General features: G+C 59.6%; 11 protein-coding genes, 1 tRNA gene and 1 pseudogene. 5 read left to right on the plus strand and 8 right to left on the minus strand.

Annotated elements, in window-relative coordinates:
• Positions 1-28: 28 nt before the first annotated feature.
• The 4 genes from OCA5_RS16930 (at position 29) to OCA5_RS16945 (ending at position 1833) form a co-directional block, all read left to right on the plus strand.
• A complete protein-coding gene (locus OCA5_RS16930; protein ID WP_012561743.1) occupies positions 29-760 on the plus strand; it encodes a heme ABC transporter permease in 732 nt (243 codons plus the stop codon).
• Complete coding sequence (ccmD, locus tag OCA5_RS16935) at positions 757-954, plus strand: heme exporter protein CcmD (RefSeq protein WP_012561742.1); 198 nt, start codon at positions 757-759, stop codon at positions 952-954. The genes OCA5_RS16930 and ccmD overlap by 4 nt, the downstream gene beginning before the upstream one ends.
• Entirely contained in the window at positions 951-1538 is a 588-nt protein-coding gene (locus tag OCA5_RS16940; RefSeq protein WP_012561741.1) for a DsbE family thiol:disulfide interchange protein, read from the plus strand. Before ccmD ends, OCA5_RS16940 begins: the two co-directional genes overlap by 4 nt.
• Before the next feature lie 205 nt (positions 1539-1743).
• Positions 1744-1833, plus strand: a tRNA-Ser gene (locus tag OCA5_RS16945).
• Between the two features lie 91 nt (positions 1834-1924).
• Here the strand turns inward: OCA5_RS16945 and OCA5_RS16950 are convergent.
• The 6 genes and pseudogenes from OCA5_RS16950 to OCA5_RS16975 all read right to left on the minus strand — a co-directional run bounded on the left by OCA5_RS16950 (position 1925) and on the right by OCA5_RS16975 (position 9135).
• Positions 1925-2971, minus strand: coding sequence for an ABC transporter substrate-binding protein (locus OCA5_RS16950; protein WP_012561740.1), 1047 nt, complete (start codon positions 2969-2971; stop codon positions 1925-1927).
• A 27-nt stretch (positions 2972-2998) separates the two neighbouring features.
• Positions 2999-3841, minus strand: coding sequence for a class I SAM-dependent methyltransferase (locus OCA5_RS16955; RefSeq protein ID WP_012561739.1), 843 nt, complete (start codon positions 3839-3841; stop codon positions 2999-3001).
• A gap of 8 nt (positions 3842-3849) precedes the next feature.
• A complete protein-coding gene (locus OCA5_RS16960; RefSeq protein ID WP_012561738.1) occupies positions 3850-6123 on the minus strand; it encodes a TonB-dependent siderophore receptor in 2274 nt (757 codons plus the stop codon).
• Positions 6124-6824: 701 nt separating this feature from the next.
• Positions 6825-7628 (minus strand): ABC transporter ATP-binding protein, encoded by an 804-nt coding sequence (locus OCA5_RS16965; protein ID WP_013913424.1) that lies wholly within the window; start codon positions 7626-7628, stop codon positions 6825-6827.
• Positions 7628-8290, minus strand: a pseudogene (locus tag OCA5_RS16970) (FecCD family ABC transporter permease); the annotation flags it as partial. The pseudogene OCA5_RS16970 and the gene OCA5_RS16965, both read right to left, overlap by 1 nt.
• 176 nt (positions 8291-8466) lie before the next feature.
• Positions 8467-9135: a class I SAM-dependent methyltransferase gene (locus OCA5_RS16975; RefSeq protein WP_244396133.1), complete on the minus strand. Its 669-nt coding sequence runs from the start codon at positions 9133-9135 to the stop codon at positions 8467-8469.
• Between the two features lie 262 nt (positions 9136-9397).
• Here OCA5_RS16975 and OCA5_RS16980 point away from each other — a divergent pair, with 262 nt between their 5' ends.
• The gene (locus tag OCA5_RS16980; RefSeq protein ID WP_012561734.1) at positions 9398-10522 is read left to right on the plus strand and encodes a glycosyltransferase; all 1125 of its coding nucleotides are present in this window, start codon (positions 9398-9400) and stop codon (positions 10520-10522) included.
• Positions 10523-10532: 10 nt separating this feature from the next.
• Here the strand turns inward: OCA5_RS16980 and OCA5_RS16985 are convergent, their stop codons facing one another.
• Together OCA5_RS16985 and OCA5_RS16990 are read right to left on the minus strand one after the other, a co-directional pair.
• The gene (locus OCA5_RS16985) at positions 10533-11615 is read right to left on the minus strand and encodes a DegT/DnrJ/EryC1/StrS family aminotransferase (RefSeq protein WP_012561733.1); all 1083 of its coding nucleotides are present in this window, start codon (positions 11613-11615) and stop codon (positions 10533-10535) included.
• Between the two features lie 255 nt (positions 11616-11870).
• Entirely contained in the window at positions 11871-13679 is a 1809-nt protein-coding gene (locus tag OCA5_RS16990) for an ABC transporter ATP-binding protein (RefSeq protein ID WP_013913426.1), read from the minus strand.
• Positions 13680-13786 lie beyond the last annotated feature (107 nt).

Here is a 13786-nt window from a genome sequence, read left to right on the forward strand (position 1 = left end):
CCGCCGCACCGCTAAAAAGCCCCCCGCCATGTTGTTCGCCCGGCTCGCCAACCCCTCGCGCTTTCTCAGCTTCACCGCCCGCATCCTGCCCTGGCTTGCGGTGGCGACCGCCGTGCTGATGGTGCTTGGCCTCTACCTCTCATGGACCGCGCCGGACGACTACCAGCAGGGCGCGACCGTGAAGATCATGTTCATTCACGTGCCCAATGCCTGGCTGTCGATGTTCGTGTGGATGGTGATGAGTGTATCCGCACTCGGCACGCTGGTGTGGAAACACCCGCTGGCCGACGTCGCCGCGAAAGCCGCCGCGCCGATCGGCGCGTCCTTCACTTTCCTCGCGCTCGCGACCGGCTCGCTCTGGGGCCGGCCGATGTGGGGCACCTATTGGCAATGGGACGCGCGGCTGACCTCGGTGCTGATCCTGTTCCTGATGTATCTCAGCCTGATCGCGCTATGGCGCGCGGTGGAGGACCCCACCCGTGCCGCGCGCGCGGCGGCGGTGCTCACGCTCGTCGGCGCGATCAACATTCCGATCATCAAATTCTCGGTGGAGTGGTGGAACACGCTGCACCAGGGCAACTCGGTCTTCCGCATGGATGGACCGACGCTCGACCGCGCGTTTCTGCTACCGCTGTTCACCATGGCGATCGCGTTCACGCTTCTGTTCATCACGCTGCATCTCGCCGCCATGCGCAACGAGATCCTGCGGCGGCGGGTGCGCACTCTGCTTCTGATGCAAGCCAGCGGACGCGCAGCATGAGCGCGCTCGGCCCCTACACAGTTTTCATCACCACATCCTATGCGCTTGTCGCGCTGGTGGTTGGCGGGCTGATCGCCGCTGTGATGATCGATTATCGTCGCCAGCAAGCCGAGCTGCGGCGCCTGGAAGCAAGCGGCGTGACGCGGCGATCCGGCAAGACCGCCGCCGACAAGACGGCATCCGAGTCATTATGACATCCGATCAACCGCAATCCCGCCCGCGGCGCTGGCTTCTTGCTCTGCCGCTTCTCGTTTTTGCAGGGCTTGCGGCACTGTTCTGGTTCCGACTCGGCGACACCGACGTTTCCCGCATTCCCTCTGCGCTGATCGGCCGCCCTGCACCCGACAAGGTGCTGCCGCCGGTCGCCGATCTCGTGCACGACGGCAAAGCCGTTCCGGGCCTCGATCCGGCGATCTTCAAAAATCAGGTGACGGTCGTGAACGTGTGGGCCTCATGGTGCGTGCCCTGCCACGACGAAGCGCCGCTCCTGTTGCAGCTCGCGCAGGACAAGCGGATTCAAGTGGTCGGCATCAACTACAAGGATGCCCCCGAGAATGCGCGGCGCTTCCTCGGCCGCTACGGCAACCCGTTTGTCGCCGTCGGCACCGACGCAAGCGGTCGCACGGCCATCGACTGGGGCGTCTACGGCGTGCCGGAAACATTCGTGATTGATCGCAAGGGGGCCATCGCCTTCAAGCTGATCGGACCGATCACGCCCGACAATTTCGACCGCGTGCTGAAGCGCGAGATCGACAAGGCGCTGCAGTCGGGCAGCTAGACTTTCTCCGCTCACTTTGCCTGAAAACGCCTCGAGGCCCTCACGCGCAGGGCTTTTCCGAGGCCGGAAAGCGCTTCCTCACATTGACGAAGCCTTCCAAATTGCCTTAAGGAGACGCACCGCCAGCGACCCTTGGGCAATCGCCGCCTGCAAAGTCGGCCGTTCTCTCCCGGAGAGATTTATTACTCAAGGAAATCAATGGCTTGGAGAGGTGGCAGAGTGGTCGAATGCACCGCACTCGAAATGCGGCATAGGTGCAAGCCTATCGGGGGTTCGAATCCCTCCCTCTCCGCCAGATAGCAATCAGATTGCAAACAAGCGGAATTTCTCCAGCCAACGTCCTGTAAGGCACGCACCAGTATTAATCGCTGACGCAACTGCCCCACTCAGTCGGTCGGTGACAGGAAATCCCTGATCTCGTCGTCCGATAAATCGATGCGGTAGAAATCCTTGTAGAAGGCGCGGGTTTCCGCGGCCATGTCGATATCGGCGAAAGCATCCGGATAAAGCAGCTTCGCCACCCAGAGGAATTGCAGCGCCTCCTCCGAGGTCTCGCGGCACCACCAGAACATGCCGCGCGGATTGACGTGGACACGCCCGTCGCGCACGGCCTTGATCATGCTCCATTGCGGGCTGTTGCGGATCGTTTCGACATCGCGCGCACGCATGGCGATGATCACATCCGGATTGCTCGCCACGACATTTTCCAGAATCGCCGTACCGGACGCATTCGGCCGACCCTGAAACCAGTTTTCGGCCACGTTGATCGCGCCGCCGAGATCCATCCAATCCTGATTGAGCGATGGGCGGCCGGAGGTGGTCAACGGCGCGCCGGAGGCGAGATACACTTTCAGCCGCTTCCCTTCGGGTATTTTCTCCAGCCGTTCGCGCACGCGGCGACGGTTATTCTCGAAATAGTCAGCATAGCGCTTGGCGATGTCGTGCGCCTCACCGCCAAAAATCTCGCCGGTGATCAGCGTGCGCTCGACGATGGCGTCGATCGAATTGGCGCGGAAGGCGGCAACGGCAATCCCGGCCTGAGCCAGTTGTTCCTTTTTCGCCGGCGGCAGCATGTCTGTCACGAACAGGACATCGGGCCGCAGCGCCATCATCTCCTCGACGTTGACACCCGCGGAGCCTCCCGTTCCTGCCAGCGAAGCATTGACGATGCTCGGAACGAATTTGCGGAACACCGGCATCGATCGCGCGATGCGCGTGGTGGCCACGATCCGGTCGCCATATCCCAGCATGGCAATGACCGCGTTGTGCGCTTCCCACGTGGTCGCTACCCGCGTCACCGTCTGTGGCAGGCTGAGGTGGCGGTCGCCGTAATAAACGACATCCCGCCGGGGCGCGTTCTGGTCCGCCGTTGCGGGCGCAACAGCCAGCACGCAGAAGCCGAGCAGAACAATCAGCGTGGTCCGGATACGCATGGATATTCTCCCGCTACGAAAGAGTGCTCATCTCGCGGATGGGCCGGCATCCGGCAGGCGAGGATCCTTCTTCCACCAGACAACGACCGTGCGTGTTTCCATCCGCAAATGAAGCCCGTTCGCGTTCTGCGTCAGATACGGGCCGATATTCCTGCGGAAACGATCGATGCGATCCGGCGGAATGGCGAGCCAGGCGAAGTGCGCGAGCAATTCGTCCCAGTCGCGCCAGCTTGCCGAGAAGCCATCCGGCAGATAGCCGACATTGGCCTCGATCCCCATGTCGATAAGGCGATTGAACACCAGCGCGTGGCCTGCCATCGCCGGGCGATAGCCGCCACTGCCGCGCGGCGGCTCGGGTTCGATCCCGGTCACCAGCTCATCGTGGAAGCTCTTGAGGCTCGGCCCGCAGAACGTCATCACGAACACATATTTCCGGGCGAGCGCGTCGAGCTTTCTCAAATCCCGCATCGCCGGTGAGCGCGAGGCGACCACGATGTCGTGCAGAGGCACGTTCTCGCCCGGCACGACATCATGCCACGACAAGTGAAGCGGATGGACGTTGCGAAGGCCGCGCGCCGCGACATTCGCCTTAAGGTGATCCAGCATCTCGCGCGAGACATCGATGGCGGTGACCGAGCCCGCCCGCTGCGCGGCCTGCAGCGTGATCCGTCCCGGCCCGGCGCCGATATCGGCGACGGTGTCCTCGGGGCCGATCTTCATCGCCTCGATCTGCAGGCGGGTGTACTCCGCCTGCAGCGCAGCGTAGCCGTTATATCGCGCGGCGAACGCATCCCACATCGCCGGCTGCGACATCGCAAGCGATGTCGACAGCGCGGCGAGCAGATTCCAATCGATCAGGCCGTTCGCCATAACCCAACTCAGAACGTGACCGACGCCGATACCCTCACTTCGCGCGGCGCGCCGAGGAAGGCGGTGTTCGATCCGACCACGCCATTGATGCTGCCCGGGAAGATCGACAGCCAGTAGCGCTCGTTGGTGATGTTGTTGGCGAGCACACGGAACGTCGCGGTGTTCTTGTCCGGCAGCACCATGGTGTAGCGCACACCGAGGTCGATGGTGGTGAAGCCCTTGACCATGAACGAGTTGATGTTGTTGCCTGCACGCTCGCCGGTGTAGTGCACGTTGGCGCTGAAAACGAGGCCGGGGAAACGCTCGACAAGATACTCCATCAGAATATTTGCCTGCGTATCGGGAACGCCGACGACCTTGGTGTTGCTGGTTGCCGGAACGCCGGTGTCCTTCAGCCGGGGATCGAGCAGCGTCAGGCCGCCATAGACGTTGAAGTTGCGGAACACTTCACCGTAGAGGCCGAACTCGAGACCCTTGTTCTCCTGCATGCCCTGAACTTTGTAGACATTATCGGTATCGGTGAAGGCGAACGGACGCTCGAGCTGGAACGCGGCAAAGGTCGCATTCACCTTGCCGAAGTTTGCCTTGACGCCAGCTTCAATCTGCTTGCTGCGATAGGGCGCGAGGGTTGTGCCCTCGTTGGCCGCGCCAGTTGGCGCGGAGCCGCCCTGTTCGAGGCTGTTGGCATAGGCGACATAGGTCGTGATGTTCGACACCGGCTTGAACATCACCGCCACTGTCGGGCTGAAGCCTTCCGCCGCATAGCCGGGCCGGGATGCACCGGTCGCGGTGTAGTTCTTGGTTTCAATCCAGTTATAGCTGCCGACCAGCATCGCCGACCAATACGGATTGAAGGTGATGGTGTCGCCGAAAATCGCGACCTGCTGAGAGTTGCTCGACCCCTTGTAGCGCAAGCCGTCCTGCACGAGACCAACCGGGGCCGGCCACTGGACAGGATTGGCTATATTGCTGTTGCCGAAATTGATGGTCGACGATGAATTCACCGCCGAATAGATGTCCCAAGTATAACCTGTCGTTCCGATCACCAGCTCATGCTTGATGCCGCCGGTATACACCGTGCCGTTCAAGTTCGCCGTATTGCTGAGCACCTCGAAACGACCCGCCGCGGTCGAAGGCGACATGGACGTTCTGTAGTTTCCGGCATTGTCGAGCATCGTATTGGTAACCGACTGAAACATGCGGTCGGCAGTCTGATGCAGCATGCCGCCCGTGAAGCTCCAGTTCTCGTTGAACTCGTGCTTGATGCGGCCGCTGTAGGTCGTGGTCTCCAGTTCGGAGCCGCCGAAGACCTGGCCATAGCCGGGGCGCGTGGGATCCGGGGCATCCGGCAGACGAATGGTGTTGCCGTAGCCAAAGCCGGCCGGGAAGCCGTACTTCTTGAAATTGTAGTGGCTGGCATTGAGCTCGATCACCGTCTTGTCGGAGAGATGCAGATCGAACGCGCCGGAAACGAGATCGCGATCGAGCGTGCTGCCCTTGACGTAACCGTCGCCCTTCTCCTTGAGCAGGTTGACGCGGTAGCCGAAGTTCTTGGCCGCGCCGACATGCCCGCCGAAGTCACCATGCGCCATCAGCGTCGAATCGTTCATCCAGCTTCCGGTGATGCGATTGAAGAACGTATCGGTCGGCCGCTTCTGGATGAAATTGAACATGCCGGCCGGGCTCGCGGGACCGTAGAACGCGCCGGTCAATCCGCTGATAACCTCAAGACGCTCGATCATCTCGATCGGCTGAGAGGTCGTGGCAACGATGTTCATGCCGTCGAGATGGCTGTTGGAGACGACGTTGCCCTGCATGCCGCGGGTTTGCGGACGGCCGACATCGGGGCCGCCGCGCGCTTCCATTTGCGCGGACGGAATGTACTTCAGAAGATCCGGCAGGCTGGTGGCGCCGCGATTTTCGATGAAGGTCCTGTCCAGCACATTAATCGCCAGAGGCGTATCGAGCAGCGCGCGCCGCTTCAGCGGGCCGACTTCCGCGCTCTTCGGGGTGAATCCGCTGGGGCCGGAATCATCGCCGGCATAAGGCTGCGACGCTGCCGTCTGCTGCGATGACGGCTCCTGCGGCGCGGTCTGACGCGCGCTCCGCGTTGCGCGCCGAGGTCCGCGTGCACTGCGCGTCGTATTCTGCCGCTGTGTGGTGGCTTTCGGCTTCTCCTGGGTGACGGTCACTGTCGGAAGCTCGCGCGCATCCTGCGCCAAGGCCAACGTACCACACGACGCACTCCCGAGCAGGATGCCGACAAACAGAGTCCTCTTCACGATTCTAGCCCCCAAAGACACCACGCCACGACGCGCGAACGCATCGTTCCGCTTTCCGATATGTGTGAAAGTCGTGGTGCCCCCCGGCACAGTCCTCTGCCGCCAACGCAATCTGCGGATTCATTTAATCCGACGCAGATCGCTTTCGATCATCGCGCGTCTACGCACGATCCTGATCGAAGGGCGGAACGGTTTGAGTATCCGTGACGCGGATCGCTCAAGCCGTCTTACATCAAGACGACATCCGGGTGATATGAAACGGCCATCGGGGCGTCAAGCAATGCGGGCACGAAATGCGTGTCGAAAACAGCACACATCTTTCACCGCTCGCGATTTGAGAAAGAATTTGAATTGATCGTGCAACGATGCGGACGATCAATAGCTACACCTTGAGCGTGCATCGCGCACGCTTATGACCTGCACGACATATGTTGCGATCAATGTCGCTACACGAGCTTCAACACGAGGATGGGTTTGCGTTCCCTCAAAGGCTGCGATCATCTCTCATCAGCTGATTCAGCAATTTCGGGTTCGACGATACGAACTGCGATTGACGCGTCATGCGAAGGATCAATCGGTTGCGCCATCGCGGAAACATCGCAGTTAATGAAACCTTAAGTTGAGAAGATATCGAAGCGACCTTCTCGGCAGACGCAGACACCGCATGGTCTCGTGCAAGTTGCGACAAAAGCGCCCACTCGTTAGAGCCGGACAGGTTCCATCACCGGCACGATCAGCATCTGGCCATCGGCGTTGGTCAGCGTCGAGACCTCGACACCGTAGAGCGTATGGATCAACGGCGGCGTGATGATCTCTGCCGGCGGACCATCCGCCATGATGGCGCCATCACGCAACACGGCGATGCGGGTTGCGATCTGCACCGCATGTTCGGGGTTATGCGTGCTGAACACGATGGTGTGGCCGGTGCCCGCGAGGCTGACCAACTGTTGCAACAACCGGACCTGATAGCCGAAGTCGAGACCGGTCATCGGTTCGTCCATGACGAGGATGCTGGCACCTTGCGCAAGCGCACGCGCGATCAGGGTCAACTGCCGCTCGCCGCCGGAGATTTCCGTATAGGGCCGCTCCGCCAGATGCGTGATCGCGAGCCGCTCCAGGATCTCGTTGACGACCTGATGATCGGCGGCCTTTGCCGCGCGGAAGATTCCCGTCTCGGCGAGGCGGCCGAGCAGCACCACATCGCGCACGCTGTAGGGAAACGGCGCGACATGAGCCTGCGGCACATAGGCGATGCGTTGCGCCAGAGCCCTGCGCGAGAAGGTACCAAGCGGCACACCATCGAGCCGGATCTCGCCCTGTTCGGGTTTAAGAAAGCCAAGCAGGATACGAAACAGCGTGCTCTTGCCGGCACCGTTGGCGCCGAGCAGCGCCACGATCTCGCCGGAGCGCAGACTGAGCGTGACCCCGCCAAGAATGGTCCGCGTGCCGCGCCGGAAGTGCACGTCACACGCTTCGAGGCATTCGGTGGGAGGCGCGCCCGTCATCACGTCCAACCTTTTCGGGCGCGGCGCAACACGATGATGAAAACGGGAATGCCGAGCAATTCGGTGAGGATGCCGATCGGAATTTCCGAACGCATGACGCTGCGCGACAGGCAATCCGCCGCGATCAGAAAGATCGCGCCGACGAAGGCGCTCGCCGGCAACAGCCGCGCGTTGCCTGGCCCGAGTGCGAGGCGCACCGCGTGCGGGATCACGAGGCCGACCCATCCGATCATCCCGGCGATTGACACCGACAGCGCGGACACCAGCGTCGCGGCGCCGATCACGCCGTAACGCACCTGCTGCGCGGGCACGCCCAGCGCGCGCGCTTCATCATCGCCCATCGACAGCGCATCAAGCGCGCGGCCGAACAGCATCAGCACAATGAGCCCGCCGACAATCGGAATCATCGCCCAGCGGATCTGGGTCATGTCGACGCCGCCGAGGCTGCCCATCAGCCAATAGACGATGGCGGGCAACTGCTCGTTGGGGTCTGCGGTGTATTTGACGATCGACAGCGCCGAGGTGAACAGCGCACCGGAAATCATGCCGCCCAGCACCAGCATGATCATCGAGGCATGACCGAACAGGTTCGCGATCATCAATCCGACGCCGACCGCGACAAGCCCCATGATGAAGGCCGAAAGCTGGATCAGCGCCCAGTTGATGACTTGTCCTCATTCGACGAAAAGTTTGCGAACGGCAGAGACGTTTAAAGTATCGCGCCTGGAGGAAAGCTCAGGCGCGGCCGATCCTAGAGTACTTGCTAACGGCTCATTGACGCAAATCAGCGCAGCTCCGGCTGGGCCGCCCGGCTCGTATCAAACGTATCTGATACCGATCAAGCGCCCGCATGCTTCTTCAATACGAAGCTGTTTTCATATTCGGGTGGCTGCCCCAGAACTTCATAATTGCTGAAGCACCCCTTTTCCCTGAGGTCGTCGACCGCCGGACCCACGTCGGGGGAATAGGCATGGTCTCCATAATCATCAAATACGACATAACCACCAGGCACCACAAAGTGCTCATAGATCAAAAAATCCATGAACACGTTCTCTGCGACGTGGCCTCCATCGATATGCAGAATCTTGAAGCTCTGAGAGAGATTGGTCACGTCCTGAATCGCAAGCTCCGACGGTTTCTTGATCAGGCTGCAGGAGGGGAAAAGCTGTTGCTGAAAATAATCCAGCTCCTCCGATTGCCCGGGGAGTGCACAAGGATCGACGCCGATGACCTTCGCCGGCGCTGAGGTCAGCGACCGCATGAAGGTAAGAGACTTGCCTTTCCAAACGCCGATTTCAACGACGTCTCCCGGCAACTCGCTCGTCTCGAGGCACAGATATCCAAGCAGCTTCACATACGGATGAAACGAAAGCTCGGTTCTCTGCATATATCGGCGCGGGATATGCTTGTACGCATCGGCAAAATCAGCCGAGACTTGGTCCCATGCCGCGTTGACCCGTAAACTGGTTTGCGCGTCGTTCAAAATCTCCGTCAGTCGTGTCATCATGTGAGCCTTTATAATACTGTCGACGTCATCCTGGACGACCCGCAAGCCACTGCACGTCCTGCACATTCGACGGGTCTTATCACGATATCAAGCTCTGCGTTGAGTCCTCGAAGAAGCAACATGCCGGCAAGCGGAAAATCCTGTCTTCGAACTATTTTTTCTGGCTCGCTTATCGAAAACTCGCATAAACTATCGCCGGCTACCAATCGGGCGGCACACCTCACAATCACGCTCACATCCTGGGTTAGCAGATCGAGTCTAGATGCCCGTTGCTTCCGTTCCGACAGTCTCCGTGATCATGCCGTCCTACAATCATGCACGGTTTATCCCCTCGGCGATCACATCGATCCTGGACCAGACGTTTTTCGACCTTGAACTCATCATTGTCGACGATGGCTCGGCCGACGATTCGGTAGATGTGATCAAGACATTTGTAGATTCCCGAATCCGCACCGTGTTCTCCGAGACGAATCAAGGAGCCGCCGCGGCCACCAACAAGGCGGTGTCGCTGGCCCGCGGAACCTACGTTGCACTCTGCAACTCCGACGATCGATGGGCGAAAAACAAGCTCGATGTGCAGCTTTCAATTTTCAAAAACCAACCCGATCTGGCTGCAGTGTTTTCCGACGTCGCATGGATCGACAGCCAGGGCGCTCCTCTCGATCCAAGCAACCCCTCATTCTCGAACGTCTTTCAGCAGGAGAATCGCAACCGCCATCAGTGGCTTCACGATCTTCTGCTGGGCGGCAATTGTCTCTGCCATCCTTCGATCCTGATCAAGCGCGACGCTTTGAACCACGCCGGTCCGTATGACAACCGATTTCGTCAACTTCCAGATCTCGAGAAGTGGATCGCTCTCGTTCAATTCGGCGAAATTTTCGTTTCACCCGAGAAGCTTATCGAATTTAGAATTCACGAGTCCAATACCAGCGCCGCAAATCCGGACACCAACAGGCGAACCGTGAACGAATTCAGGCTGATCGTCCGGGATGCCTTTTACAAGATGTCGGCAGACAACTTCGCGGCTTCATTCGGCCTGAAAGCGCCGCCTCTCGTATCGGAAACACATCTGAAGATTGAGAAAGCTCTATTTCTGATTGCTCACAGGGGCGCGTTTGAACATTTCTTCCGGGAAGCGGGACTGGACCTGATGCACGAGCTACTTGCATCCGACGACGCCCAGCGTCTGCTGTCAGACAAGTACGGCTACAATGTCAACACGTTCTATTCCGATATGGGAGCGAGTTCGCCCTGGATCGTCGACCCGAAGCGGAGTGTCGGAGCTGACATCGATCTCACCACAATCCCAACGCGGCACCTTGCAAATCAGGTGATGAAGAGAGGCCTCGAGTTCATGGAGGCCAAATTAAAGCGGTCGCCGAAGTGACGATCAGCTCTTACTGACAAAACTCATCCCGGATATCGTCAATATCGTCCTCGGTGACACCACCGTGAAACGGCAGGCAGAGAACCTGAGATTTCACGATCTCGACGTGAGGCACATTCCTCACCGAATGAATGGCGTAATTCCTGTAGGGCTCGAAGTCCGTGCAAATCGGATGAAAATACTTTCGTGAGAAAATCCCTTTCTGCTGCAAGCTCCGATAAACGTCGTCGCGGGAGCGTTTGAACAGCACAGGATCGATACAAATCTGGAAATATTGTTCCGACGGAAAGATTCCGGGCTGGTTCGGCGGAAGCCATATGCCCGGCAGCGCCTTGAGAAAATCCTGATATCGTTCCCGAAGCTGCGACCGCACCCTTTTCTCTTCGGCGACCAACGGCAGATTCAACAATCCCATGGCGGCTTGGAGCTCATTCATCTTGCCGTTGATACCAACGGAGACGACCTCGTCCTCATTCTTGATTCCGAAATTTCTCAGAAAATATAGATTCTTCGCATCCTCTGCGCGGGCTGTCGTAATCAGCCCACCTTCCGCCGTATTGAACAGTTTCGTCGCGTGAAGCGAGAACACAGACGCGTTCCCAAACAGGCCGATGGATTTTCCGTGGACCGTCACGCCAAATGCGTGGGCGGCGTCATAGATGAGTTGAAGCCCGTGCTCGTCGGCGATGGTCTGAAGACCATCCAAGTCACAGACGGTGCCGTAGACGTGTACGCCGAGAATGGCTGAGGTCTTGGCCGTAATCGCTTTCCTGACCGACTCCGGTTCGATCGTCAGCGTATCCGGCGAGACATCGGCAAAGACAGGCACCAGCCCATTCCAATGGATCGCATGAGCGGTCGCCGCAAACGTCAGCGGGGTGGTAATAACCTCACTACCTTCGGGCAACTCCAATAGCTTCAAGGCCGCCAGAAGTGCAATGGTGCCATTGTTGAACAGCATCGCCGTCGGAACATCGAGATAGCTTTTTAGTTCACTCTCCAATCGCTCATGGAGCGGCCCGCCGTTCGTCAGAATTCTCGTGTCCCAGACTTCGCGGAGCAGAGCGTGCATGTCGTTCAGATCGGGCAGCAAAGGCCGGGTCACATATAATGGTCTGGGCATTCTATTGTCTGCTCTTCCCGTCTGGGCCTTCGGCGGCGAACCGATACAATCCGGGCAATCGCGATTGCCGCCTCTGCGACAATCTTTCCGGCATGCGTCTGAAACACCTGACCTTAAGTCAGGCGCTTTGCTCCATCAAGGACGGCCTGCGATACATGAGTGGCAGTTAGCTCTCAGCACTGGAGCAGCGAGCCAAGCGCCCGCCGCTGTGACGATGAGTGGCAGCTATCCATCAGCCTTTGCACGCAGCGGCGTGGCCTTGTCGGCCTCGCGCTGCTGCAGACGGAAGAAATTGGCGTAGCGGCCATTCTTCTGCAGCAGATCGTCGTGGCGGCCCGACTCGACGATGATGCCGTTCTCCACCACCAGAATCGTATCGGCATGCATGATGGTATGAAGGCGATGGGCGATGACGATAGTGGTGCGGCCCTTGCACAGGCGCGCCATCGCCTCCTGCACATATTTCTCTGATTCCGAATCGAGCGCGGCCGTGGCCTCATCGAGCAGGATGATCGGCGCATCCTTGATCAGTGCCCGTGCGATCGCGATGCGCTGGCGCTGGCCGCCGGACAGCTGCGTGCCGTGCTCGCCCACCGGAGTTTCATAGCCCAACGGAAAGCCCGTGATGAAATCATGGGCGCAGGCGGCCTCCGCCGCGGCCGCGATCTCCTCATCGGTCGCACCCGGCTTTCCGAAAGCGATATTCTCCCGGACGGTGCCGCGGAACAGATAGACATCCTGTCCGACATAAGCGGTCTGCTGGCGCAGCGAGCTTCGCGAATAGTCCGAGATGACCTGCTCGTCGATCAGGACTGCACCCTCATCGGCTTCATAGAAGCGCAGGAGCAACGACAGAATCGTCGATTTTCCGCCGCCCGAGGGGCCGACCAGAGCCGTCACCTTGCCGGGCTCAGCAATGAAATTCATCTGCTTGAGCACAGGCTGGTCCGGCCGATAAGCGAAAGTCACGTCACGAAACTCGATCTGAGCCTGCGTCAGAGCAAGCGCTGGCTTGTCGCTGTCGTCCGGTTCGGTGGCGGGCTTGTCGACGATCTCAAGCAGCATACTCGCGCCCATCAGTGCGCTGTTCAGATCGATGTTGAGGCGCGCAAGCCGCTTCGCCGGCTCATAGGCCAGCAGGAACGCGGTGATGAACGATACGAACTGCCCCGGTGCCGCATTGGTGGCGATCACGCGATAGCCGCCATACATCAGCGCCGCCGAGATCGCGATGCCGCCCAGCATCTCCATCAACGGGCCCGAACGGTTGGCGACCTTCGCCATCTTGTTCGAAAAGGACTCAACCTCCGCGATGCTCCGATCCACTCGCTCCTGCATCGCGCTTTCGAGCGTGAAGGCTTTCACGGTGCGGATGCCCTGCAGCGATTCCTGCACGGCTTCCATGATGTAGGCCGTGCCCATGAACTGGCCGGCCGCGAGGCTCTTGATCCGCCGCACGATCTTGCGCACGAACAGAAACATCGGCGGCACGACGATGAGGCTCAGCAGCGACAGGAACGGGTCCTGCGACACCATTACGGCGACAAGGCCGATCAGCGTCAGGAGATCCCTGCCCGCGCTCGTGATGATGAGCGACAACACCTGCGTGATCGAGGCCGCGCCGGCGGAGAGCCGGTTCAGATATTCGGACGAATGGGACTTCGAATAGAACGCAAGGCTTTCCTGCATCAATTTCGAAAACAGCTTGCGCTGGTTGTTGGCAAGAATCGCATTGCTGATCCGCGACAGCATCACCTGCTGCAGATAGGTGGCAATGCCTTTGGCGGTGAACAGGCCGATGACGGCGGCCGACAGCATCACGATGCCGTTGATGCTGCGATAGACATAGGCCTCGTTGATGACCTTGCCGAACAGATAAGCGGAGCCCGCGCTCGCGCCCGCGCCGATCGCCATCATGACAAGCACGAACAGATAACGCCGCCAGTAGACGACCGCCTGCTCAGCAACAAGTCGCTTGATGACTTGCAGAGCCCCATAGGGATCGTCGGTGATCTTCCCGCGGGTCTCGGACATGATGGTTCCAGATAACGACGGACTGGCCGCCTGATTGCCCGCCACAGCGCGGATTTTCAAGTCGAAACTTCAGAGACTGCTGAAAACAATGCGCTTTTTCAGGCACT

The organism is Afipia carboxidovorans OM5 (assembly GCF_000218565.1).
In the GTDB taxonomy this organism is placed as follows: domain Bacteria; phylum Pseudomonadota; class Alphaproteobacteria; order Rhizobiales; family Xanthobacteraceae; genus Afipia; species Afipia carboxidovorans.

Bases quoted from the DNA above. Each gene is read 5' to 3' on its own strand.
- OCA5_RS16930 (WP_012561743.1), top strand. From the start codon at position 29: ATGTTGTTCGCCCGGCTCGCCAACCCCTCGCGCTTTCTCAGCTTCACC.
- ccmD (WP_012561742.1), top strand. From the start codon at position 757: ATGAGCGCGCTCGGCCCCTACACAGTTTTCATCACCACATCCTATGCG.
- OCA5_RS16940 (WP_012561741.1), top strand. From the start codon at position 951: ATGACATCCGATCAACCGCAATCCCGCCCGCGGCGCTGGCTTCTTGCT.
- OCA5_RS16950 (WP_012561740.1), bottom strand. From the start codon at position 2,971: ATGCGTATCCGGACCACGCTGATTGTTCTGCTCGGCTTCTGCGTGCTG.
- OCA5_RS16955 (WP_012561739.1), bottom strand. From the start codon at position 3,841: ATGGCGAACGGCCTGATCGATTGGAATCTGCTCGCCGCGCTGTCGACA.
- OCA5_RS16965 (WP_013913424.1), bottom strand. From the start codon at position 7,628: ATGACGGGCGCGCCTCCCACCGAATGCCTCGAAGCGTGTGACGTGCAC.
- OCA5_RS16975 (WP_244396133.1), bottom strand. From the start codon at position 9,135: ATGATGACACGACTGACGGAGATTTTGAACGACGCGCAAACCAGTTTA.
- OCA5_RS16980 (WP_012561734.1), top strand. From the start codon at position 9,398: ATGCCCGTTGCTTCCGTTCCGACAGTCTCCGTGATCATGCCGTCCTAC.
- OCA5_RS16990 (WP_013913426.1), bottom strand. From the start codon at position 13,679: ATGTCCGAGACCCGCGGGAAGATCACCGACGATCCCTATGGGGCTCTG.